General features: G+C 68.0%; 21 protein-coding genes and 1 pseudogene. 5 read left to right on the top strand and 17 right to left on the bottom strand.

The window, feature by feature from the left end; genetic code table 11:
• The 10 genes from F1599_RS14425 to tcuA form a co-directional block, all read right to left on the bottom strand.
• Positions 1 to 1227, bottom strand: coding sequence for an efflux RND transporter periplasmic adaptor subunit (locus F1599_RS14425; RefSeq protein WP_150083504.1), 1227 nt, complete (start codon positions 1225 to 1227; stop codon positions 1 to 3).
• 18 nt (positions 1228 to 1245) lie between these two features.
• Positions 1246 to 2562: a TolC family protein gene (locus F1599_RS14420; RefSeq protein WP_150083503.1), complete on the bottom strand. Its 1317-nt coding sequence runs from the start codon at positions 2560 to 2562 to the stop codon at positions 1246 to 1248.
• A gap of 80 nt (positions 2563 to 2642) precedes the next feature.
• Positions 2643 to 3098, bottom strand: a complete 456-nt coding sequence (locus F1599_RS26535) for a cobalt-zinc-cadmium resistance protein (protein WP_150083502.1) — start codon at positions 3096 to 3098, stop codon at positions 2643 to 2645.
• Positions 3099 to 3224: 126 nt separating this feature from the next.
• Positions 3225 to 4232 (bottom strand): D-2-hydroxyacid dehydrogenase, encoded by a 1008-nt coding sequence (locus F1599_RS14410; RefSeq protein WP_150083501.1) that lies wholly within the window; start codon positions 4230 to 4232, stop codon positions 3225 to 3227.
• 26 nt (positions 4233 to 4258) lie between these two features.
• Positions 4259 to 5194: a Bug family tripartite tricarboxylate transporter substrate binding protein gene (locus F1599_RS14405; protein ID WP_395895916.1), complete on the bottom strand. Its 936-nt coding sequence runs from the start codon at positions 5192 to 5194 to the stop codon at positions 4259 to 4261.
• 97 nt (positions 5195 to 5291) lie between these two features.
• Complete coding sequence (locus tag F1599_RS14400) at positions 5292 to 6185, bottom strand: amidohydrolase family protein (protein WP_150083499.1); 894 nt, start codon at positions 6183 to 6185, stop codon at positions 5292 to 5294.
• Between the two features lie 34 nt (positions 6186 to 6219).
• On the bottom strand, positions 6220 to 7197 hold the full coding sequence (locus F1599_RS14395) for a Bug family tripartite tricarboxylate transporter substrate binding protein (protein ID WP_223819642.1): 978 nt from the start codon (positions 7195 to 7197) through the stop codon (positions 6220 to 6222).
• A 49-nt stretch (positions 7198 to 7246) separates the two neighbouring features.
• Positions 7247 to 8035, bottom strand: coding sequence for a class II aldolase/adducin family protein (locus F1599_RS14390; protein ID WP_150083497.1), 789 nt, complete (start codon positions 8033 to 8035; stop codon positions 7247 to 7249).
• 48 nt (positions 8036 to 8083) lie between these two features.
• A complete protein-coding gene (gene tcuB / locus F1599_RS14385) occupies positions 8084 to 9256 on the bottom strand; it encodes a tricarballylate utilization 4Fe-4S protein TcuB (RefSeq protein WP_150083496.1) in 1173 nt (390 codons plus the stop codon).
• Positions 9243 to 10685 (bottom strand): FAD-dependent tricarballylate dehydrogenase TcuA, encoded by a 1443-nt coding sequence (tcuA, locus tag F1599_RS14380; RefSeq protein WP_150083495.1) that lies wholly within the window; start codon positions 10683 to 10685, stop codon positions 9243 to 9245. The genes tcuB and tcuA overlap by 14 nt, the downstream gene beginning before the upstream one ends.
• A 403-nt stretch (positions 10686 to 11088) precedes the next feature.
• Here tcuA and F1599_RS26460 point away from each other — a divergent pair, with 403 nt between their 5' ends.
• From F1599_RS26460 to F1599_RS14365, 3 genes are all read left to right on the top strand, one after another.
• Positions 11089 to 12108, top strand: a complete 1020-nt coding sequence (locus tag F1599_RS26460; protein ID WP_150083494.1) for a DUF6351 family protein — start codon at positions 11089 to 11091, stop codon at positions 12106 to 12108.
• Positions 12102 to 13268: a DUF6351 family protein gene (locus tag F1599_RS26455; RefSeq protein WP_150083493.1), complete on the top strand. Its 1167-nt coding sequence runs from the start codon at positions 12102 to 12104 to the stop codon at positions 13266 to 13268. The genes F1599_RS26460 and F1599_RS26455 overlap by 7 nt, the downstream gene beginning before the upstream one ends.
• 158 nt (positions 13269 to 13426) lie before the next feature.
• Complete coding sequence (locus tag F1599_RS14365) at positions 13427 to 14347, top strand: tripartite tricarboxylate transporter substrate binding protein (protein ID WP_149318392.1); 921 nt, start codon at positions 13427 to 13429, stop codon at positions 14345 to 14347.
• A gap of 144 nt (positions 14348 to 14491) precedes the next feature.
• Here the strand turns inward: F1599_RS14365 and pcaD are convergent, their stop codons facing one another.
• The 7 genes from pcaD to F1599_RS14330 all read right to left on the bottom strand — a co-directional run bounded on the left by pcaD (position 14492) and on the right by F1599_RS14330 (position 20677).
• Positions 14492 to 15274, bottom strand: a complete 783-nt coding sequence (gene pcaD, locus F1599_RS14360; RefSeq protein WP_149318217.1) for a 3-oxoadipate enol-lactonase — start codon at positions 15272 to 15274, stop codon at positions 14492 to 14494.
• Between the two features lie 160 nt (positions 15275 to 15434).
• Positions 15435 to 15719, bottom strand: coding sequence for a muconolactone Delta-isomerase (gene catC, locus F1599_RS14355; protein ID WP_149318216.1), 285 nt, complete (start codon positions 15717 to 15719; stop codon positions 15435 to 15437).
• A 45-nt stretch (positions 15720 to 15764) separates the two neighbouring features.
• Positions 15765 to 16820, bottom strand: coding sequence for a cyclase family protein (locus F1599_RS14350; RefSeq protein WP_150083492.1), 1056 nt, complete (start codon positions 16818 to 16820; stop codon positions 15765 to 15767).
• Positions 16821 to 16902: 82 nt separating this feature from the next.
• A complete protein-coding gene (locus F1599_RS14345; RefSeq protein ID WP_150083491.1) occupies positions 16903 to 17199 on the bottom strand; it encodes a YciI family protein in 297 nt (98 codons plus the stop codon).
• Between the two features lie 57 nt (positions 17200 to 17256).
• Positions 17257 to 18600 carry a short-chain fatty acid transporter gene (locus tag F1599_RS14340; protein WP_149318213.1) on the bottom strand — a complete coding sequence of 448 codons (1344 nt, stop codon included), beginning with the start codon at positions 18598 to 18600 and terminating at the stop codon, positions 17257 to 17259.
• A gap of 311 nt (positions 18601 to 18911) precedes the next feature.
• Positions 18912 to 19700, bottom strand: coding sequence for an IclR family transcriptional regulator (locus tag F1599_RS14335; RefSeq protein ID WP_150083573.1), 789 nt, complete (start codon positions 19698 to 19700; stop codon positions 18912 to 18914).
• 191 nt (positions 19701 to 19891) lie between these two features.
• Positions 19892 to 20677, bottom strand: coding sequence for an IclR family transcriptional regulator (locus tag F1599_RS14330; RefSeq protein ID WP_150083490.1), 786 nt, complete (start codon positions 20675 to 20677; stop codon positions 19892 to 19894).
• A gap of 226 nt (positions 20678 to 20903) precedes the next feature.
• On the opposite strand from F1599_RS14330, the gene F1599_RS14325 reads away from it, so the two are divergent.
• The gene (locus F1599_RS14325; RefSeq protein WP_150083489.1) at positions 20904 to 22058 is read left to right on the top strand and encodes an acyl-CoA dehydrogenase family protein; all 1155 of its coding nucleotides are present in this window, start codon (positions 20904 to 20906) and stop codon (positions 22056 to 22058) included.
• Between the two features lie 142 nt (positions 22059 to 22200).
• Positions 22201 to 23178 (top strand): annotated as a pseudogene (locus F1599_RS14320) (Bug family tripartite tricarboxylate transporter substrate binding protein).
• Positions 23179 to 23280: the final 102 nt, after the last annotated feature.

Raw genomic sequence — 23280 nt, 5'->3', positions numbered from 1 at the left:
TCAGTGCTCGTGCCCGGCAGCGTCCTTGCCGAGGTCGGACTTCAGCACGAAGCTGTTGCGGGCGGCATAGCGCACGCCCGGGCGAAGCCCCTCGCGGATCTCGACCAGCTGGCCGTCGCTGCGTCCCGGCACGACGCGTTGCGCGACAAAGCCCTTCGGGCCGGCGACGAACACCACGCGCTTGCCGTCGACTTCCTGGATCGCATCGGCCTGCACCGCGACGGGAACTGCCGCCTTGGCGGTCAGCACCTCGACCGTGACGAACAGGCCGGGCCGCCAGGCCAGATTCGGATTCGTCAGCGTCACGCGCGCCTTGGCCGTGCGGGTTTGCTCGCCCAGCAGCGAGCCGACATACGAGATCTTCCCTTCGGCCTTGCCGTCGGACGCGGCCGAACGGATCCGCGCCGTCTCACCGACGCGCACGTGTTCCAGATCCTTGGCGGCAACGACGAATTCGGCCCAGACGGTCGACAGGTCCGAGATCGTGAAGATATTGGCGTTGTCCGCCACGGCCTCGCCCAGGGCCAGGTGTTTCTCGACGATGACGCCGTCGAATGGCGCGCGCAGCTCGAACTGGTTGAGCCGCGCCGCCGAAGGCGTGGCACCGACCGCGGTCAGCTTCTGCTGCGCGTTCTGCACGGCGATGCGGGCCTCCTCCAGCGCCGCCCTGGCCTGCAGATAGTCCTGCTCGGCGGAAATCTTTTCTTCCCACAGCTTGCGTTCGCGCTGGTAGGTCGCGCGGGCAAGCTCCATGCGGCGTTGCGCGGCAAGCAGCTCGCTGCGCTGATCCGACAGCGCGGTGCTGGCGATCACCGCCAGCAACTGCCCCTTCCTGACCTGCTCGCCCAGCGTGGCCGGCACGCTTTCGGCGACGCCCGCCAGACGCGGCACCACGTGCGCGGTGCGGTCCTCGTTGAAGCGGATTTCGCCGGGAAACTGCAGTCCGGACTGGATCGTCGCGGGGCCGGCGGTCTCGATCGCGATGCCGGCGCGCTGGATCTGTTCGTCGGTCAGCGCAATGGGCGCGTCGGCGTCGGCATGCTTGTCCGCGGCCGGCGTCGCGGCGGAAGCGGATGCCTGCCCGGCGCCATGCGCGTGCGCGTCGCCGTGGTCCCCATGCGGGTCCGCCGAGCCTGAGCGGCCGGTCAGCAGCACGGCCGCGGTCGCCAGCGTGCCGGCCGCGAGAATGGCCGCGATGGCGGCCCTTTGCTTCGGTGTGATTGCCATGATTGAAATCGGTCCTGATCAGCGTCCGACGATGCGGTCGATGGTGGTGGCCGCCTGATAGGCGCGGGCCAGCACGCCGAGGTAGCGGATGCGCGCCTGGAACAGCGTGCGCTGGGCGTCGAGCACGTTCAGGAAGTCGAACTTGCCGGCCTCGAAGCCGCGCGTGGCGGCCTCGTAGGCGCGCTCGGCCGCGGGCAGCACGGTGGTCTTGAGCGTCTGCGCGGAGCTGCGCGATACCGTCAGCTGGTTGCTCGCCTGTTGCAGCTCGTTGGTCAGCCGGATGCGGTTGGCGAGAAATTCGTCCGCGGCCTTGTCGGCGCGCCGGATCGATTCGTACAGATTGCCCTGGTTGCGGTCGAACAGCGGCAGCGGTATCGCCACGCCGAGCACCGGCATGGTGCGATTGGCCTCGTTGTCCCGCTTGGTGCCCACGCTGACCGTGATATCGGGATAGCGGCGGCTGCGTTCGACATCGACCAGCGCCTGCCGGCGTCCCACTTCGAGACGGCTGCTCTGCAGCAGCGGCGAGTCCTCCAGCGCGGCCAGCAGCTGCTCGGGCGCGGGACGGGACGGCAGCGCATCGAGGTCGCCGCGGACTTCGGTGAATTGCGGCGAGGCATTGCCCCACAGCGCGGTCAGCGCCTGCCGGGCCGACTGCAGTTCGGCCGTGGCGTCGGCCAGTTCCAGTTCGGCATTGGCCTGCTCCACCGCGGCCCGGGTCTCCTCCAGCGGCGAGACCTTGCCCGCGGCGACGCGTCTTGCCGCCGCATCGGTGCCCTTGCGCGCGATGTCGACCGAGGCGGCGGCCAGCCTGACGCGCTCCTGGGCCACCGCCACGCCGAAGAAGGCGGCGATCACCGTGGCGCGCAAGTCGGCCTGGGTGCTGCGCCATTGCGCCTGGGCGACGTCGCGGCCCAGCTCGGCGGCGGAGATGCGGGCCGCGCGCTTGCCGCCCAGTTCGATCGGCAGATTGAGCTGCGCCGTGGTGGCGCGGGTCTCGCGCCGCGTGTCCTCCATGGCGAGCGCCACTTCGGGATTGCGCAGCGTGCGGGCCTGGCGAATCGCGCCTTCGGTGGCGTCGAGCTCCCTGGCCGCGGCCGAAAGAGAGAAATTGCCCGCGGCGGCCAGCGCCAGCGCCGTGTCGACCGTCAGCGGTTCAGCGGCCTCCCGTGGCCATGCGGAGGCCCCGGGCGCGACTGGCTGTGCTTGTGGGTATGGCTGAAGGTATGGCTGAGCGTATGGCTGAGAGGCTGACTGCGGGGATGGCTGTGCCCCAGCCCGGCCCGGACCAACAAGAATCGCCGCCATGCACAGCGGCACCATGAATCGTCGCATCGAATTGCACCTGGAAAAGACACCAAGGGAATCCGGCGAGACGGGAATTCAGCAGGAAATCGAACCGTTCGTCTCGCCGCTCAAGCGAGACGACGCCACTGCGGGCGATCGGGGGCGCGGGGATGGAGAGAGGTGTAGTGGAAATCGTGCGTCACCAGCACGGTCCGCGGCAGGCGCAGCGCCGGCAGGACGGCCGGCTCGGGGCAGGCGAACGGCAGCGAAGCGAGATGGCAGATGCCGCAGTCGGGATCGAACAGGCCCTTGGCATCGGTGCCGTGATTGGCGTCGGCCCTGGGGGTGGCGTTGTGATCGGCGTTGTGATCGGCCGCGTTGTCGGCACCGAGATTAGCTCGGTTATCGGCCTTGCCGTACGTCCCGGCCTCGGCGTTGCCGTCGCCCCGATGCTCGTGCTGATGATGGCCCAGATGCCATTTGGCCGCCGGCCGCTGTTCGTGCTGGCAATACGCGGTGGCCGCGGCCCAGGCGGACTGGAGCGGCAACAGCAATACCAGAAGGATCAGGAAGAACCGGCGCATCGACGATCGGGACAAGGGCTGCGGGCGGCGCAGGGCTTGATGCCCCCGTGGTGCCTCCGCGAGCGGCACAGTGTACCGCAAACATCCCCTGCCCTTCAGACCGATGCGAAGCGCCGGCTGGCGATGTCAGTCCCGCGCGTCGGGATCGCCGTGTGTCGCCAGCGCGCGCAGCCTGTCGAGAAAGATGTCGACGACCCGGGCTGCGTTGCCATCGGAAAAACCGGCGCTGTGCGGCGTCACGATGACGTTGGGCATGTCCCACAGCGGCGATTCGGCCGGCAAGGGCTCGTGGGCAAACACATCCAGATAGGCGCCGGCGAGCCTGCCCTCGCTTAGCGCGGCGATCAGGGCCGGCTCGTCGACGACTTCGCCGCGGGCGACGTTGATCAGGTGCGCCCCTTCCGGCAAGCGCGCCAGCGCATCGGCGCCGACCAGCCCACGGGTTTCGTCGGTCAGCGGGCAGGCCAGCACCAGCCAGTCCGTGTGCGGCAGCACCTCGGGCAGCGTCCGGTATGTCACGGTCTGATAGTCCGGGCCGGCTGAGTCGGGACGTTGCCGCACCGCCACCACACGCATGCCGAGGGCGTGCAGGACAGCGCCGATCTGCTGGCCGATCGGTCCCCAGCCGACGACGGTCGCGGTCTGTCCGTGCAGGTCGCGCGGCATGCCGGTGGCGATCAGCGGCGCCCATTGGCGTTCCCGCTGCGCAGCCAGCATCCGGGGAAACTGGCGCGCCAGCGTCAGCAGACCGGCCAACGCCGTTTGCGCCACCACGCTGGCATTGGCACCGGACGAGGTGGTCACCTTGACGCCGCGCTCCCGCAACTGGATGTAGACCGGCCGGTCGGCACCGGCGGAATGCACATGGGTCCAGCGCAGCGACGGCGCCTCGAGCAGCGCGGTGTAGAAGCGCTGCGTCGACGGCAATACCTCATGCTTGGTCGACAGGCCGGTGACATCGCGCGAGACAAAGGCGATATCGGCGTCGACGGCGCGCGGGTCATCGATGGCGGGCGCGAGCACCGCGGCCCACGGACGGTCCTGCAGCACCGCGGCGATGGCATCGCCATGGGCCTGCAGGGCCGGCTCGGACAACAGGATGCGCAATGGCGCGGGACGCGGAGAAGCGGTCATGGTGTCGGCGTATCGGATGCGGGGCTTCAGTCTACCGAAGCGCCCGAGGCGCGCACGACGAGCTTCCACTTCTCGTATTCGGCGCGGGTGAACTTGCCGAACTGCTGCGGCGTGCCGCCGACCGGATCGGCGCCCTCGCGGATCATCTGCGCCTGCAGCGACGGCAGCACCTCGTTGACGGCGCGGTTGATCTTCATCACGACGGCCTCGGGCGTGCCCTTGGGCGCGAAGAAGCCGAACCACGAACCGGCCTCGAAGCCGGGGAAGCCCTTCTCGGCGACCGTCGGCAGATCGGGCAGCGAACGCGAGCGTTTGGCGCTGGTCACGGCCAGCGCGCGCAGCTTGCCGCCCTGGATGTGGGAGATCACCGACGGAATGGTGGCGAACATGAATTGCACGCGGCCGGACAACAGGTCGTTCAGCGCGTCGGCGCCCTTGTAGGGTATATGCGTGGCGGATGCCCCGATCCGCTCGGTCAGCATGAAGCCGGACAGGTGCGAGGAGGTGCCCACGCCCGTCGAGCTGTAGTTCAGCTTGCCGGGGTTGGCCTTCAGATAGGCGACGAACTCGTCCAGGTTCTTGACGGGCAACGAGGGATGGACCACCAGCACGTTCGGCACATCGGCGATCTGCACGACCGGCACCAGATCCGTCAGCGGGTCGTAGCTCAGCCGCTTGTACAGCGTCTGGTTGATCGAGATCGGCCCGACCGAATTGACCAGCAGCGTATAGCCGTCGGCCGGCGCGCGGACGACGAACTCCGTGCCGATATTGCCACCGGCGCCGGGACGATTGTCGACGACGAACGACTGCTTGAAGCGCTGCGCCAGCTGCTGGCTGACATTGCGCGCCAGGATGTCGGTGGTGCCGCCAGGGGTGAAGGCCACCACCACGCGTACCGGCTTGGTGGGATAGTCGGCCGCATGGACCTGCGGTGTCAAAGCCGCGGTGGCGGCGATCATCGCCGGCGCGATGGCGCGGACGATCGGTTTGGTGAAACGGAACATCGTTGTCTCCTCGTTGCTTGTTGTGTATGGCCGACCGCCGTGTGTCACGGACCTAAAAGCCGTAGAGCCGCGCCGGATTGGTGACCAGCACGCGTTCGCGCGCCTCCGCGTCGGGCAGCCAGCGCGCCAGCAGGTTGAACAGCACGCCGTCGTCGGGCATCAGGTGCGGCTCGAAGTAATTGATATGCGGCCAGTCGGAGCCCCAGACCACCTGGTCGGGATTGGCTTTCAGCAGCGCCGTGGCGAACGGGTCCACCTCGTAGTAAGGCGCGCCGCCGGGATTCAGGCGATCGGCCCCGGATATCTTGGTCCAGGCCACGCCCTCGGCCAGCATCGCGCACAGCGTCTGGAAGCCGGGGTCGCCAACCCCGCGTGCGGTCGACATCCGGCCCATGTGGTCGACCACCAGCGGCAAGCCAAGCGCCTTCAGGCGCGGACCCAGTTCGACCAGGTCCGGCGCGTGAATCCAGATCTGCGCGTGCCAGCCGCGTTCGCGCAGGCGCGGTGCCATCGCTTCGAGCACGTCGATGCCGACGCCGTTGCGGTAGACCGCATGGCCGTCGACCCGATACAGGTTGATGCGCACGCCCCGCACGCCGGCTTCGTGCCAGGCATCGAGCTCGGCGTCGGTGGTATCGGCGCACGGCACGGCAATGCCGCGCAGCCGCGTCGGATAGCGCCGCAGCGCATCGACGACCACGGCGTTGCCCGCGCCGGTGCCGCTGGCGCTGGCGGTCACCAGCACGCCGCGCGTCAGGCCGAGCGCGTCGAGATGCGCGATGAACGCCTCGGCGGGATAGGCCGCCGGCGTATAGCTGCGATCGCCGGCGAGCGGAAATCGCTCGAACGGGCCGAACACATGGGCGTGGCTGTCGCACGCGCCCGGCGGCGCGCGAAAGGCCGGCGGCGTGATGTGCTCGCGGGCAGGCAGGCAGGGGCGCGTCATCGCGGCAGCTCGCAAGCGGGTTTCATGCCGGCGCTCATTCCGCGGCCTTCAGCCGGCCTGCGGACGCCAGCGTCTGCGCGCGCGCATCCTCGCGCTGCAGCAGCGTCGACAGCTCCTGCGGCGACGATGGATGCGCGACGCTGCCGACCGTCAGCAGCCGGCTCTTCACCGCCCCTTCGGCCAGCGCCTTGCGCAGCGCGGCGTTGATGGTGTCCACCACCGCGGCCGGCGTGCCGGCCGGCGCCAGCAGGCCGGTCGCGGTGGTCGCCTCGAAGTTGGCCAGGCCGGCCTCGCGCAGCGTCGGCACCCTGGGCAAGGCCGCATCGCGCTCGCGCGACATCACCGCCAATGCGCGCAGCGCGCCGGACTGGATATGCGGGGCCGAGCTGGTCAGCTGGTCCACCACCATGTCGATCTGGCCGCCCATCAGGTCGACCAGCGCGGGCGCCGAGCCCTTGTAAGGCACCTGATTGAGCCGGATTCCGGCCGCGTCTTCCAGCTGCAGCATCGCCATATGGTTGGTCGTGCCCGGGCCGGCATGGCCGGCGGCGAGCTTGCCCGCGTTGCTCTTCGCGTACGCCAGCAGCGACCGGATATCGCGGAAGCGCTTGTCGTCGCCCTTGACCACCACCACCAGCGCGGTGGTCGACACCAGGCCGACCGGATGGAAGCTGGCCAGCTTGAAGTTGGTCTTCGTCATGCGCGGCAGCACCACGATCGCGTTGGGCGTGGTGACCAGCAGCGTGCTGCCGTCCGGCTCGGCCCGCGACACCAGCGTGGCGCCGATCACGCCGCCGGCGCCGGGCCGGTTGTCGACGATCACGTTGCGGCCCAGGCCCTGCTCCAGCGCCGGCGCGATCGCGCGGGCGACCACGTCGAGGTTGCCGCCGGGCGCAAACGGCACCACCAGCGTCACCGGCTTGTTGGGCAGCGACTGCGCACGCGCGGCGGTCATCACCATGTGGGCGGCGCCAAGCGTCAGCATCTGCGCCAGCAGGCGTCTGCGGTTCATCGTGGTCTCCATCCTGCAAACTTGTTCTTGTTCGGCGGGGGCGCCGCGCTCAATCCCGATAGCTCGGATCGATCCGGTCCAGCTTGCGCAGCAGCGCCGGCCACTCCATCACGCCGTAGGGGCGCCGCGTGCCGGGCTGGTAGTTGTTCCAGGTTTCCTCGAGCACCTGCTGGCCGACCTGCTGCAGCGGCGTGTTGCACGACATCGCGCCGATCTGGGCGCGGCAGGCCAGTTCGAGCCGGTGCATCCAGTTGAAGGCCTCGCCGACGGTGTTGCCGACCGTCAGCGCACCGTGATTGCGCAGGATCAGCGCCTCGCTCTTGCCCAGGTCCTCGATCAGCGAGGCCTGTTCCGCGGTATCGAGCACCACGCCCTGATAGTCGTGGTAGCCGATCTTCAGGAAGCGCATCGCGGTCTGCGTGATGGGCAGCAGCCCGCATTCCAGCGCGGACACCGCCATCGAGGCCCAGCTGTGGGTGTGGATGACGCAGGCCACTTCGGGGCGCGCCGCGTGCACGGCGCTGTGGATCACGTAGCCGGCCTTGTTGATGCCGTAGTTCAGCGCGCCGAAGTCGGGCTTGGCGAGGATGTTGCCGTCGTGATCGACCTTGATCAGGCTCGATGCGGTGATCTCCTCGTACATCATGCCGTAGGCGTTGATCAGGAAGGCGCCCTCCTCGTCCGGCACGCGCACCGAGATATGGTTGGCCATCATGTCGGCCATGCCATAGAGCTCCACCAGCCGGTAGCAGGCCGCCAGATCGACGCGCGCCTGCCATTCGGCTTCGCTGCAACGGTCGCGCATCGAGGGGATGTTCAACACGCCTGGTTTGGTCATGGTCTCTCTCTCCTTGTGTTCGTTCGATCGATCGTTCGATCGCCGGACTCAGTCCGACCCCAGCGCCAGATCGCTGGGCCGGCGTTTTTCGATATGCCATTTCAGCAGCGCGGCGCTGCGATAGATGCCGTGCGCGAACTTGCCGTAGGGCAGCGTCAGGAACAGCGCCATCACGATGCCCAGATGCACCGCCAGCAGTGCCGCCATTGCGCCCGTATCGCGCCAGGCCAGCAGCGCCAGGCCGCTCGCGCTGGTCAGGAACAGCAGCGCGATGAAGCCGCGGTCCATCGGACGCTGGTCCGGGTCGCCGATGCGCGGATCGCGGCGCAGATTCAACCACAACAGTCCCGCCGGACCGATCAGCAGGCCGATGCCGCCCAGCGTGCCGAGCACCACCGGCAGGCTGGTATACGCATACGGCGCGTGCAGGCCCAGCGCATAGTGGTAGAACGTCGCCACCGTCGTCGCGGCGAAGCACAGCATGAAGCCGTAGAAGGTGAAATGGTGGAAGCGCCGGCGCGCCAGCGTGAAGGCGTCGTCCTCGTTGTTGCAGCCCTCGCCGTGGCCGCCGTCGAGATAGCGCAGGCGCAGCGCGTCATTGGCGGCGCCGGTCGCGGCCGCGGCGCGCGATTCGCCCGGCCGCGCGCCGGGTGAGACCTGCCGCCAGAAGCGCGTCACGCCCACGCCGAGCGCCACGATCGCGAACAGGAAGACGACGCCGAACATCGTCGCCAGCAGGTTATGCGGGAAGATCGCGTAGAAATTGCCGGCCATCGGCTCGTGCCACAGGCCGCCGCCCATCGCCACCGCCATCAGCAGGAACAGCGCGAGACCCGCGGCCAGCGCCAGCGCGGTCGCCAGCCCGGCGCGCCGGTACAGGCCGCCCAGCGCGGCGGGAAACGCGTAATCGCCATAGGTCTGCACGCGGACCTTGGCCATCGCCTGCGGAATATTGACCGCGAACTCGTGCGGCGGCGCGTACTGGCACGCATGAAAGCAGGCGCCGCAGTTGTGGCACAGGTTCGACAGGTAGTGGATATCGGCCTTGCCGAATTCGAGCCGGCGCGTCATCGCCGGGAACACCGCGCAGAAGCCCTCGCAATAGCGGCAGGCATTGCAGATCTGCAGCGTTCGCGCGACTTCGCTTTCGTCGCCGGTCAGCGGCAGCGCCGACTGCGCCAGCGCCGCCGCTTCGCGCGTCAGGGCTTCAAGATGTTGCATGTTGCTGTTCCAGAGATTCGGTGCGGGGCGCCGCGGCGGCGCCCCGTTGTGCGGCGGCGGCCCGCGCCGCCTGCGTGCCGGCGATGCGGCCGAACGCCGTGCCGATCGACATGCCGACGCCCGCCGTATAGCCCTTGCCCAGCACGTTGCCCGCCATCATTTCGCCGGCCACGAACAGGTTGGCGCTCGGCTTGCCGCCGAAATGCACGGCGGCCTTGTCGTCGACCTTCAGGCCGAGATAGGTGAACGTGATGCCCGGGCGCAGGGCATAGCCGTAGAACGGCGGCGTGTCGATCGGGCGGGCCCAGTGCGTCTTCGCGGGCGCCAGGCCCTCGGTATGGCAGTCGTCGAGCACCGTATGGTCGAAGGTGCCGACGCGGCAAGCCGCGTTGTAGTCGCCGACGGTGCGCATGAAGGTGGCCTCGTCGAGGCCCAGCTTGCGCGCCAGCTCGGGCAGCGTGCGGGCCGTGACGCCGGGAAAGACCGGCGGCATGAAGCGGCCGATCGCCTTCGCGTCGATGATCGAGTAGCCGATCTGGCCGGGCTGCTGCGCCACCAGCCGGCCCCAGATCGCATAGCGCTTGGGCCAGAAGTCCTCGCCCTCGTCGTAGAAGCGCTCGGCGTTGGCATTGAGCACCACGCCCAGCGAGACGCAGTCGATGCGGGTGCAGATGCCGCCGTCGTACAGCGGCGCGCGGGCGTCGATCGCCACGCAGTGCGATTGGGACGGATCGCCGATCGCGTCCGCGCCGGCGTCGATCATGTACTTGAGCAGCACGCCCTGATTGAAGCGCGTGCCGCGGATCAGGAAATTGTCGGCGGGCCATTCGCCGCGCTCGTTCTGGCCCCAGGCCTCGCGCAGCCATTCGCGGTTCGATTCGAAGCCGCCGGCCGCCAGCACGCAGGCGCGCGCCTCGATGCGCTCGCCGCCGACGCGCGCGGCCACGAAGCGGTCGCCGTCAAGCTCGATCGCATCGACCGGCGCCTCATAGCGGATCTGCACGCCCAGCTTCTCGGCGCTGCGGTAGTAGGCATTGACCAGCGCCTTGCCGCCGCCCATGAAGAAGGCGTTGGTGCGCGCGACATGCAGCGCGCCCGACAGCGGCGACTGGAAGCGGACACCATGGCGGCGCATCCAGTCCCGGCAGTTCGACGACGCGCGGATGACCAGGCGGGCCAGGTGCTCGTCGGTGATGCCGCCGGTCACCTTCAGCAGGTCCTGCCAGTATTCCTCTTCGGGATAGGCGTCGACCAGCACGTCCTGCGGCGCGTCGTGCATGCAGCGCAGGTTGCGGGTGTGCTGCGAATTGCCGCCACGCCATTCGCGCGGCGCGGCCTCGAGCAGCAGCACGGAGGCACCGGCTTCGCGCGCCATCAGCGCGGCGCACAGGGCGGCGTTGCCGCCGCCAATGACCAGGACGTCGATCATGCGGCGTCCTCGGATGAGGGCATGGGGAAGAAAGGCACGGTTCGGTCTTGTCGATGTTTGACGCGACTCTACCGATACCTGGGGGCCCTGCTAAGGCGCCGGACGGAATGGGGGCTTCACGATTTGTGAAGAGTACGGCGGGGAGGCGCCGCCGGGCGTTTCTGCGCTGGGCTCGGCACACCTGGAGCGCGCGATGTACCGTCCCCGATATCCGCTTCTGGTCAGCCTCCTGGTCAGCTTTCCTCGACATTGTATTTGGCAGGACCGGACACTAAGCTCGTCGTACGCATGCATGTCGGCGCAAGCCCGGAGCGGCTTGCAACCCACCACGACTCACTACGGAAGAGGAGTCGACGACATGAACATCCTACGGCGATGGCCCAGGATGGCGCTCGCATGCGCCATGCTTGCGGCCCTGACAGCATGCGGCGGCGGCCACGACGATGACGACGGCCCCGAAGCGGCACCCACCATCCAGCTGCTTTCCTCCTCACCCGATCACGTGACCGGCGGCAACGCGTTGATCGACATCACCGTGCCGCGGCAGATCAAGCTGGACCGCCGCCCGCTGCGGATCGAGCTCAACGGCAACGACGTGACGCGGGAATTCCGCCCGCTGCTGGACGATCTTCGCCATCTACAGGCCGTCGTGACCGGTCTGCGCGATGGCGAGAATACGCTGACGGCCAAGATCGGCCGCGAAACGGCCACGCTGAGAATGACCAACTACCCGATCACCGGCCCGGTGATTTCGGGGCCGTGGCAAACGCCGTTCATCTGCCAGACCGAGAGCTTCGTGCTGCCGGACGGCTCGCGTCTCGGTCCGCCGCTCGATGCCAATTGCAGCGTGGCCACGCGCGTGCACTACGTCTATCAGAAGAACACCGGCGGCGCGCTGGTGCCGATGCCGAGCACGACTTCCCTGCCCGCCGATGTCGCCAGCACGACGACGCTCGACGGCCGCACCGTGCCCTTCGTGGTGCGCGTGGAAACCGGTACGGTCAATCGCGGCATCTACCAGAACGCGGTGCTGCACGACCCCACCAGGGAGTCGGCCCCCACGCCGCTGAAACCGCCAAAGGCATGGAACAAACGGCTGATCGCGGTCGAGGGCTTCGGCTGCCCGGGCGGCTGGTACATCCAGGGCGCGGCGCAGGGCAACATCTCGGTCGCCGGGTTCGACTTCACGCTGCTCAATGTCAGGCGGCTCGGCGAGGGCTACGCTACCTTCGCCAATACGCTGCAGCACGCGTCGAACAACTGCAACGCGGTGCTGGCCAGCGAGGCGGCGATGATGTCCAAGGAGGCGGTAATCGAGACCTTCGGCGTGCCGGTCTTTACCGTCAGCGCCGGCTGCTCGGGCGGGTCCTATGGCAGCGCCCAGCCCGCCGACCGCATTCCCGCCTGTTCGACGGCGTGCTGATCGCCTGCACCTTCCCCGACCCGCTGTCGATCGCACTGTCGGGCTCGGATGGGCACCTGATCACGCACTACATCATGGGGAATCCCAACGCGCTGACCGATGCGCAGATCGCCGCGGTGACCGGCTACAAGAGCCGCAAGGCCTTCGAGGACGCCGCCAATCAGGCGGGACGTACCGATCCGGTCCCCGCGCGCCAGGATTATCCGGGCTATGTGTCGGGCGTGTTCAACGCCGCCGTGCCGCAGGAGGTGCGCTATCACCCGGTCAATAACCGGACCGGTGCACGGCCGACCGTGTACGACGCCGCCAGGAATATCTATGGCATCGACAAGGCCACCGGCTTCGCGCTGCGCCCGTTCGACAACGTCGGCGTGCAATACGGACTGGCGGCGCTGAACGGCGGAGGGATCACCGTCGATCAGTTCCTCGACCTGAACGAGAAGGTGGGCGGCTACGACCAGGACGCGAACTACGTCCCGGCGCGCTCGCCAGGCGACCTCGGCGCGATCCTGCGCGCGCAGCAGTCGGGCCTGCAACTGGGCGGCAACGGCGGACTGGCGACGATCCCCGTGGTGGACGTGACGGGCGTCTATAACGAGGACACGGCCTACCACTACCAGTGGTTCCATTTCGCGCTGCGCGAACGGATGCTCGCCGCCAACGGCGATACCGCCAACCACGTGATGTGGCGCGGCAATCCGGTGCCGGCCGATACCGCCTGGGACATGTTCATCCGGTGGGTGGCTGCCTACAAGGACGACAAATCGCAGGCGCCGCAGAGGCAGCGGGTGGTCACGCACAAGCCGCGGGATGCGGTGGACGGTTGCTGGCGTTCGCAGACCGATTTCGTCGCGGAACCGCAGACCCTGAGCAGCACGCCGGACACGACCTGCAATTCGCTGTTCCCCTCGTGGACCGCGCCCCGCATCGCAGCCGGCGGCCCGATCGCCGGGGACGTAATGAAATGCACGTTGAAGCCGGTCAATCCCGCCGACTACAGCGTGCCGTTCACCCCCGATCAGCTGAACCGCCTGCGCGCGATCTTCCCGACCGGCGTCTGCGACTGGACCCAGCGCGGGGTCAACCAAACGGGCGTGGTGCCGAATGGATCGTTCGGCCCGTCGCCGGTGAATCTGGTGTTTGATATTACGAAGTCGTAGGCCTGCCAGAGGTCTTGTGGCTCATGTTGGTGCTTTCCATGGTGAAAAGCGGCACGGGGTGCTATCGTCGGCACTTGGCATCCCGTGCCACACCCAGACATTGTTGGAAGGAGACAACCTTGAAGCCACGCATCACGTGCCTGGCGGCGATTGCCTTGATGGCGAGCGCCGCGGCACACGCCGCCTATCCCGAACGCCCCATCAAACTGATCGTGCCCTTCCCGCCCGGGCAGGCGACCGACATCTTTGCGCGCGCGCTCGGCGAGCGGCTCGGCAAGCAGCTGGGGCAATCGGTGGTAGTCGAGAACCGCGCGGGCGCCGGCAGCAATATCGGCATGGAACTGGCCGCTCGCGCCGCGCCGGATGGCTATACGCTGGTGATGGCCGGCAGTGCGATGGCGATCAACCAGACGCTGTACGCATCGATCGGCTACGATCCGCGCCGCGATTTCCAGGCGATCTCGGGCGTGTTCTCGGTGCCGCTGGTGTTCCTGTCGACGCCCGCGTCCGGCATCACGTCGCTGCGCGATCTGGTGAACAAGGCCAAGGCGGCGCCGGGCAAGCTGAGCTACGCGAGCGCCGGCATCGGCGGCACGCAGCATCTGTCGGCCGAGATGCTGAAGGCGCGCGCCGGCATCTTCATGGTCCATATCCCGTACAAGGGCAGCGGCCCCGCGCAGGCGGACTTCCTCGGCAATCAGATTCCGGTGATGGTCGACTCGATCACCGCGGCCTTGCCGTTGATCCAGTCGAAGAAGGCGGTGCCGCTGGCCGTGACCGCGGGCAAGCGCGTGCCGCAGCTGCCGAACGTGCCGACCGTGCAGGAGCAGGGCGTGCCCGACTTCGAGGCACTGGGATGGGCGGTGCTGATGGCGCCGGCCGGCACGCCGCCGGCCATCGTGTCGCAGCTCAATGCCGAAACGGTGAAGGCGCTGCAATCGCCGGAGCTGCAGAAGTTCATCGTCGACCGCGGCTCGGAGCCGATGCCAATGTCGCCGGAGCAGACCGCGCGCTTTGTCGACAGCGAGATCCGCAAATGGTCGACGGTGGTCAAGCGTTCGGGCGCGAAGGTCGATTGAGTTGGTCGTCTCCCGTGCGCAGGCAGGGGGGACGGCTGCACGGACGCGTCGTCCCGCCTGCGCGGGGGACGACGTGGCGTCGTTACCGAGGCCTCTGCCCTGGCCTTCCGGCGCAAGTCAGAGGAACCACGACCACCTGGGCTTTCAGGCGCCAGTCAGAAAATCGACGACCGCCTGCGTGAACCGCTCCACCTGCTGCAGATTCGACAGGTGGGCCGCCTCCAGTTCTACATAGGACGCGCCCGGAATCGTCTCGGCCATATAGCGGCCGTCGGACGGCGGCGTCGGAATATCGCCCGAGCCCGCGATTACCAGCGTCGGCACCGCGATCCGATGGATGTCGGCGCGCAGATCGTTGTCGCGAATCGCGCGGCAATTGGCCGCGTAGCCGGCGGCATCGGTCGCGCTCAGCATCGCGCGCAACTGCTGCACCCGTTCCGGATGCGCGGCGGCGAAGTCCGGCGTCAGCCATCTGTCGACGACCGCGGCCGCGATCGACCCCACCCCATCGCGCTCGACCGCCGCGGCGCGGTTGGTCCAGTTCTCCGGCGGGCCGATGTAGGCCGCGGTATTGCACAGCACCAGCTTGTTCAGCCGCGCTGCGTGGTTCAGGCCCAGCCACATGCCGGTGATGCCGCCCATCGACAGCCCACAGAAATGCGCGCGCTCGATCTGCAGCGTATCGAGCAGGGCAATCACGTCGCCGCCGAGTTGCGCGACGGTATAGGGTCCGGCGGGCACGGACGAGCGGCCGTGGCCGCGCGTGTCGTAGCGCAGCACATGGAAATGCTGCGTGAAGGCCGCGATCTGCGGCTGCCACATGTCGAAGTTGGTGCCCAGCGAATTGGACAGCACGAGCACCGGCAGGCTCGGGTCGCCATCGAGCTGGTAGTGGAGGCGAACGTCGGAAAGGTCGGCGAAGGGCATGGCGGAAGCGGTTCTCAGCGGTTCTCAGCAGTTGTCGGCGGTACCCAGCGATTCTCGGTGATGCTCGGTAATGCTCGGCGATTCGCGGCGGTACTCGGGACGACGATCGATCGATGCCCCGCGCGGCGCGGGAAAGCGCCCGCGCGGAGCGACACAGACATCAGTTCTGCGCGATCGCGGAACCGTGTTGCGCCAGCGGCGTGACCTTCATCTCCATATACGGATACAGCGGCAGCGAGGTCAGCAGCGTATGCAGCTCGTCGTTGTCCTTGACGTCGAAGATGCTGACGTTGGCGTACTGGCCCACCACGCGCCACAGGTGGCGCCACTTGCCTTCGCGCTGCAGCTGCTGCGAAAACGCCTTCTCGTCGGCCTTCAGCTTGTCGACGGCCTGCGGGTCGGCCGAATGGGGAATGCGGACGGTCATTTCAACCATGAACAGCATGGCGATCTCCTTGTTGTAGCGGTACGGTGAAGAGAGTAAGCGAGGTCATACCGTGGCGATCGGCGTCACGGGCGAGCCCATCGCGCCGGGCAGGCGCAGCGGCGGCGCGGTCAGGAAAAAGCGCGAACGCCTTTCTGCGCGCAGGCACGCGGCGAGATCGCGCAGATACCACAGCTCGCCCAGTGGCAGACCCAGCTTGAACAGGCAGTGATGATGCAGCGGCAGCATCGGCACCGCGCCCTGCCCCGGCGCCGGTGGCCGGGCCGGAAAGCGTTCGACCGCGTAGTTGTCGGCGGCCAGCGCGGCGATGCCCGCATCGGTGATCCATTGCAGCAGCCGCTCGTCGCGGCCATCGAGCGCGCAGCAGCTGTGATGCAGCGCGTGCGCATCGGGCCTGCCGCCCATCTCGAGCACCATCTCGGCGAAGCCGGTGCGCAGCACCAGGATGTCGCCGGTCTCGACGGCGACCTGATCGGCGTCCATCACGCGCATCAGGTCGTCGTAGCCGACGGTGCGGAAATCGCGGCCAAAATGCTCCGCCAGATCGACCAGCACGCCCCGCCCCTGCGCGCCATGCACGGCCAGCGTCTCGATGCCCAGCGCATCGGCGTGGCTATGGTCATGCCCGCAGGGATGCGCGGCGAAATCATCGGCCTCGGCATAGTCGACCGGCCCGACGATCTCCGCATTGGGCCGGAAGCCGTTGTAATAGACGCGTTCGGCCACACCATCGCCGTCGGCATCGAACAGCGCGCCGACGTGGGCCAGCGAGTCCCACTGCGTCGAATACTGCAGCGACAGCAGGACCTGGTCGTCGCTGAGCACGTCGAGCGCATTGGCATCGACCCTGGCCAGCGGGAAATTGACGTACGGAATGTCGTCGCGATAGGTGGGCCGCAGCACCGGCGGATGCCGGCGCACGTTCAGCGCATTGCCACCCGGCAGATCGAGCGGCAGCGACAGGCAGAACGTGCGGCCGCTGCGGATCTCCTGCGCGGCGGCGCGGATCTTGTCCGCGGTGATCAGGTTCAGACGGCCGAGCTGGTCGTCGGCGCCGAAATCGCCCCAGTTGGAGCCTTCCGGCCGTTGTTTCCATCGCATCGGGGATAGCCTCCGGCACGGACGCGCCGCGGTGCCAGCGCCGATGCGCCGGCCCGCGCGGTCCGATCGATCGGGATGTCAGTCAGAGACAGCAGACGCCATCGAGATAGGCCTTGCGCCAGCGCGTGATCCGCACTTCGGCGAACAGGCCCGCCTGATGGAAGGGATCGGCTTCGATCAGCGCCTGCGCGGCCTCGCGGGTCTCGACATCGACGATATAGACACCACCGCCCGCATCGCTGCCATCGTCGTTCAGCTTGGCACCGCAGGCCAGCAGCAGCGACTTGTTGGCTTCGAGGAAGTCCAGATGCGCCGGCCGCTGGGCCTTGCGTACGTGCTGGTGGTCGGGCTTGTCGAAGGTCTCGATGATGTACGGCATGGTGTCTCCTGTGTTGTCGTTGGCAAAGCGCGGTGACCGATGGCCAGACCCGGATCGTCAGATCTGCGCGCCCCACGCCAGCATGGCGACGATGTAGATCAGGCCGACCCAGAACATCATGATCACGGTGTAGCCCATCACGTCCTTGAGCTTCAGCTTCGACAGCGCCAGCGCCGGCAGGATCCAGAACGGCTGCACCAGGTCGTTCCAGGCATTGCCGAGCATCACCGACATCGAGGTCTGCGCGACCGAGCTGCCGATTGCCTTGGCCGCATCGATCATGAACGGTCCCTGGATGACCCAGTGGCCGCCGCCGGAGGGCGCGAAGAAGTTGATGAAGAACGAGCTGACCAGCCCCCAGAACGGCAGCGTCTGCGGCGTCGCGATATCGACGAACACGCGCGAGATGGTGTCGACCAGGCCCGATCCGGCCATCACCGCCATGATGCCCGCATAAAACGGATACTGCAGGATGATGCCCGAAATCGTCTTGATGCCCTCGTTCAGCTTGGCCACGTAGTTGGCCGGCGTGCCGAGCAGCAGCACGCCGATGAACAGGATCAGGAAGTTGATCAGGTTCAGGTCGAGCGTGCCGCCCTGCGTGAAGTACAGCCCCACGTAGGCCAGCCCGCAGACACCGATCACCAGGCTGAGCAGCCGGCTGTTGTTCATCCGCGTGGCCAGCGTGTTCTCCAGCCCCATGCTGTGGCCGCCGGCCGCACTGCCCTGCTCCGCGCGCGTTTCGGCTTGCGCATTGATTTCGGTCACGTCCTTCGGATCGCGCGGATGCAGCATCGCGTTGAGCAGTGGCAGCGTGATGATCACCGCCAGGCTGGTCAGCAGCATTGGCGTCGAGAAGATCGTGTCCTTCAGCGCGATCACGCCCATCAGCTTTTCCATCGGATGACCCGGCGTCGAAATCAGCACCGGGATGCTGGCCGACAGGCCGAGGCCGTACAGCGTGAAGCCGCTGTAGGCCGCGGCGATGATCAGCGGATAGTGGACGCCCTTGACCCTCAGCGCCAGCTTGCGCGCGACGATACCGCCGATCACCAGCCCGAAGCCCCAGTTCAGATAGCTGCCGATGCCGCCGACCAGCGTGGCGACGATCACCGCGCCGCGCGGCGTGGCCACGCGTTCGACGATGCGGTCGAGGAAACGGTCGACCAGCGGCGCGGTCGCCAGCACGTAGCCCATCGCGAGGATCACGGCCATCTGCGTGGTGAACGCCAGCAGGTTCCAGAAGCCCTTGCCCCATTCCAGGATCACGGCGGGCGCGGCCTGTCCCTGCACCAGCATGGCCATCACCATGCTCAGCAGCGTCAGTCCGATGGCAAAAACGAAGGGGTCCGGCAAATACCGGCGCATCAGTTCAGTAAAGAACCCGGCGACCTTGCTCAAGATCTGTCTCCAAAAACGTGCCGAAAGGCGTCGTGTGTTGCTGCGCGAGTGCCGCATTTCGAACTAGCGTTCTATATACGAACACATTGGCTATAGGACGGGGATCGTAGAGGCGTGTTTACGCAAGGTCAAGTCAATGAAGAGCAGGATTGAATCGGATTTCGCAATAACGGAAGCGGGTCAGTGACGAACGGGCCATTGCTGCGATGCGGAATAACGGCACGGTGACCGGCACTTCGGTCTAGCTCTTCTCCAGGCCGGCCCTTGTCGCATCGCAGCATGCCGGAGCACGAAGCCGGGTTACCGGCGCGCTATCGCAACCCCAGCATCCTCTCGATATCGAGCATCAGCGCGCGCAACTGCGGCCCGGCCTGCTTCTCGATCGCCGCGAAACTGCCCTGCGCGGCCGGCACGCCGCAGTTCAGCACGAACAATTGCGAGCCGACCGGCTGGCACATTGGCACCGCGAAGCCGTAGACCTCGGGACGCCATTCGGCGCGGTTGGCGCAGTAGCCTTGCCGCTCCAGGTCGCGGCGGGCATCGGCCAGGCGCGGCTGGGCGCGGGCGAAGGCGTCGGGGTCCTGCAGCCGCAGCTGGTTCAGCACCGCCTCGCGTTCGTGCGCCGGGGCGTGGCTGAGCCAGGCGCGGCCGATGGCGGTGGACAGCATCGGCAGCGCGGCGCCGATCTCCGGCGTCACGATCAGGCTGTCGGTCGAGCGCGCGGTCTCGACATAGATCATCTGCGTGCGATCGCGGATACCGAGCGATACCGCGCCGCACAGCCGGTCCGCCAGCGCCTTCATCAGCGGCCGCGCCAGCTGGCGCAGATGCATGCTGGCCAGCAGCGGATAGCCCATCGACAGCACCGCCGCGCCGAGCCGGTATTTGCGCAGCACCGTGTCGTGGCGCAGATAGCCCAACGCGGTCAGCGTGTGCGTCAACCGGGCAACGGTGGTCTTCGACAGTCCGGTACGCTCGGCGAAATCGCGATTGCCGAGCATCGCGTCGCCGCTGTCGAAGGCCAGCAGGATGTCGATGCCGTTCGCCAGCGTGGCGGCGAACTGCCGGTCCTTGTCGGCCGGCTCGTTGGAGCGCGGCAGGGGCTGCGCCGCGCTGGCGCGGGAACCGGGCCGCGAGCCGGCGCGCACATCGGAACGCTTGCCCGAGCGCGCGTCGGACGGCGAGTCGGACCGCGAGTCGGAGCGCGAGTCGGAGCGCGAGTCTTGGCGCGACTCCGAGCGCGAGCCGGAGCGCAATCCAGGGCGCGAGTCAGAGCGCGAGCCAGGCCGCGTCATCGGCTCCTCCTCAGCGCGGCCTCGACCTTCGCGACCATCCTCAGCAGCCGCGGGCCCATCTGCCGCTCGAGCTTGCGCGGGGTCATCCGCACGCCGAGCACGCCGCAGTTGAACACCATGACTTCCCCATCGATACGCGTCGGCAGCGGCGCCGCCACGGCATGGATGTCGCTCTGCCATTCGCCGCGCGAGGTACAGAAGCCGAACTCGGCCATCTCTTCCCGGGCGCGCTCGAGCGCGGACGCCTGCCGCCGGAATTCCGCCGGATCGGCCTTGCGCAATGCCGCCAGCACCGGCGCGCTTTCCCGCGGCAACGCCGTGCACAGCCAGGCGCGCCCGATCGCGGTCGGCAGCATCGGCAGCGTCGCGCCGATATCGGGCCGGAACGCCATCGCGTCGTGGCCGCGGCTCGTCTCCACGTAGACCATCTGCGTGCGGTCGCGCAGGCCCAGCGACACGGAACCGTCGATCTCGTCGGCCAGCTGCTTCATCAGCGGCCGCGCCAATTGCCGGATGCGCAGCGTGGCCAGCAGCGGGTAGCCGAGCGCCAGCGTGGTCGATCCCAGCCGATAGCGGCGCAATTGCGCGTCGTAGCGCAGCAGGCCGCGTGCCGCCAGCGTGTAGGTCAGGCGGCTGACGGTCGCCGGCGACAGGCCGGTGCGCTCGGCCAGTTCCTTGTTGCTGAGCACGCTGTCGCCGATGCCGAAGCACTGCAGCAGCGACAGGCCGTGCGCCAGCGTGGTGGCGAAGGCGGGATCGGGATGATGGGGGCGTGGAGCCATCGGCGGCGCTTCGGGAGGTACGGCGACAAGAGGCGGCACGCCGCGCGCATCGCCCCACTGCCTCGATCATAGCGCGCCGGGCCAGCCTGGCAATGGCGAGTTGTTCAAGATAGCGAAACAACGATCCACTATTTCCGCCCGCATTGCTACGCTGCCTTCCACTCCGATGTCGGACCGCGGGGCATGTCCCGCGCTCCACCGCCAACCCAAACAGGAAGCCATCACGATGATCCGAGACCCCGAGACCTACCCCGCATTCCTGGCGCAGCTGCGCCGCTTCGTGCAGCAGCGCCTGGTGCCGCGCGAGGCCGAGGTGGCATCGCGCGACGAGGTGCCGGCCGACCTGGTCAAGGAGATGGCCGACATCGGATTGTTCGGCTTCTCGATTCCGGAGACCTACGGCGGTGCGGGCATGACGACCGAGGAACTGGTGCTGGCCGCGATCGAACTGTCGCAGTGCTCGGTGGCCTTCCGCGCGCGCGTCGGCACCAATACCGGCATCGGCTCGGAAGCGCTGGTTGCCGATGGCACGCCAGAGCAGAAGCAGCGCTATCTGCCGCGCCTGGCGAGCGGCGAGATCACCGGCTCGTTCGCGCTGACCGAGCCCGAGGCCGGCTCGGATGCAACGGCGCTGACCACGTCGGCGCGCCGCGATGGCGACCACTATGTGCTCAACGGCACCAAATGCTTCATCACCAATGCGCCGATCGCCGGGCTGTTCACGGTGATGGCGCGCACGGATCCCGAGACCACCGGCGCCTCCGGCATCTCGGCCTTCCTGGTCGAGCGCGGCACGCCGGGCCTGAGCACCGGGTCGGCCTACCGCAAGATGGGGCAGGAAGGCTCGCCGGTGTCGGAGGTCCATTTCGACGATTGCCGCGTGCCCGCCGCCAACCTGATCGGCGGCGTCGAGGGCCAGGGCTTCCGTACGGCGATGAAGGTGCTGAACAAGCAGCGCATCCATCTGTCGGCGCTGTGCATCGGCCCGGCCATCCGCATGCTCGACGATGCGATCCGCTTCGTCCGCACGCGCAAGCAGTTCGGCGAGCCGCTGTCGAGCTTCCAGCTGGTGCAGGCGATGATCGCCGACTGCCAGACCGAAATCCACGCGGCCCGCGCGCTGGTGCTCGAGACCGCGCGCCAGCGCGACCGCGGCGAGGACGTGACGATGCAGGCGTCGATCTGCAAGTACTTCGCCTCGGAGATGTGCGGGCGCGTCGCCGACCGCTGCGTGCAGATGTTCGGCGGCTACGGATATATCGCCGACTACGGCATCGAGCGCTTCTATCGCGATGTGCGGCTGTTCCGCCTGTACGAGGGCACCAGCCAGATCCACCAGCTCAATATCGCCAAGCGCACGCTGGCGCAGGCCGGCGCTTGATCGGCGCTTGATCGGCGCTTGATCGGCGCTTGATCGGCGCTTGATCGGACGCTTGATCGGACGCTTGATCGGACGCTTGATCGGACGCTTGATCGGACATTGGATCCAGCGGCCCGGCCGATAAAACACAACAGGAGACACCATGTTCAAGACCCTTGTCGCCACCATCGCCCTGGCGATCGGCACCGCCACGCTGAGCGGCGCGGCCCGCGCCGACGCGGCCTATCCCGGCAAGCCGATCCGCCTGGTGGTGCCGTTCGCGCCCGGCGGTTCGTCCGATATCCTGGCGCGCCTGCTCGCCGATCGCCTGAAGACAGAGCTGGGCCAGGTGGTAGTGGTCGAGAACAAGCCCGGCGCGGGCGGCAATATCGCCGGCGAAAGCGTGGCGCGCGCCGCGCCCGATGGCTAGACGCTGCTGCTCGCCGCGGCAGGCCCTACCGTGATCAATCCGAGCCTGTACAGCAAGATGCCGTTCGATCCCGCGCGCGACCTGGCGCCCGTCACGGTGCTGGCGCGCGAGCACAACCTGATGGCGGTGAAGGCCCAGCTGCCGGTACGCAACCTGTCCGAGTTCCTCGCCCATGCGCGCAGCCATCCGGGCAAGCTGTCGTTCGGCTCGCCCGGCAACGGCACCGTCGCCCATCTCGGCGGCGAGCTGCTGAACCGCACCGCCGGCCTGAAGATGCAGCACGTCCCCTACAAGGGCAGCGGCCCGGCCGTCGCCGACCTGATGGCGGGGCATATCGATCTGATGATCGACAACATGCCGGCGCTGCTGGCCCAGGTGCAGGCGGGCAAGCTGCGGCCGATCGCGGTCGCCAGCGACAAGCGCGCCGCCGCGCTGCCCGATGTGCCGACCTTCGACGAGGCGGGCGTCAAGGGCTATCTGGTCACCGCTTGGAAGGGCCTGATGGCGCCGGCCGGCACGCCCAAGCCCGTCATCGACAAGCTGCATCAAGCCTGCGCCCGCATCCTGGCCACGCCGGAGATGCGCAAGCGGGTGATCGAACTGGGCGCCGAGCCCGTCGGCAACAGCCCCGAAGCGTTCGCCGCGCAGATCCGCAGCGAGACAGCCTGGTGGGCCGCTCAGGTCGAGGCGACCGGCACGCGCCTCGATTGAGGCCCCTTCGCTGACAACGCCAGAACCCCCCCGCCACGCAACTGGCCGCGTTTTGCGCGGCCAGGGTGATCTAGCGGGGACTGCCTGCAACGTGGGGCGCGC

The organism is Cupriavidus cauae (assembly GCF_008632125.1).
Classification (GTDB): domain Bacteria; phylum Pseudomonadota; class Gammaproteobacteria; order Burkholderiales; family Burkholderiaceae; genus Cupriavidus; species Cupriavidus cauae.
This window is presented reverse-complemented; position numbering and strand designations above follow the sequence as displayed.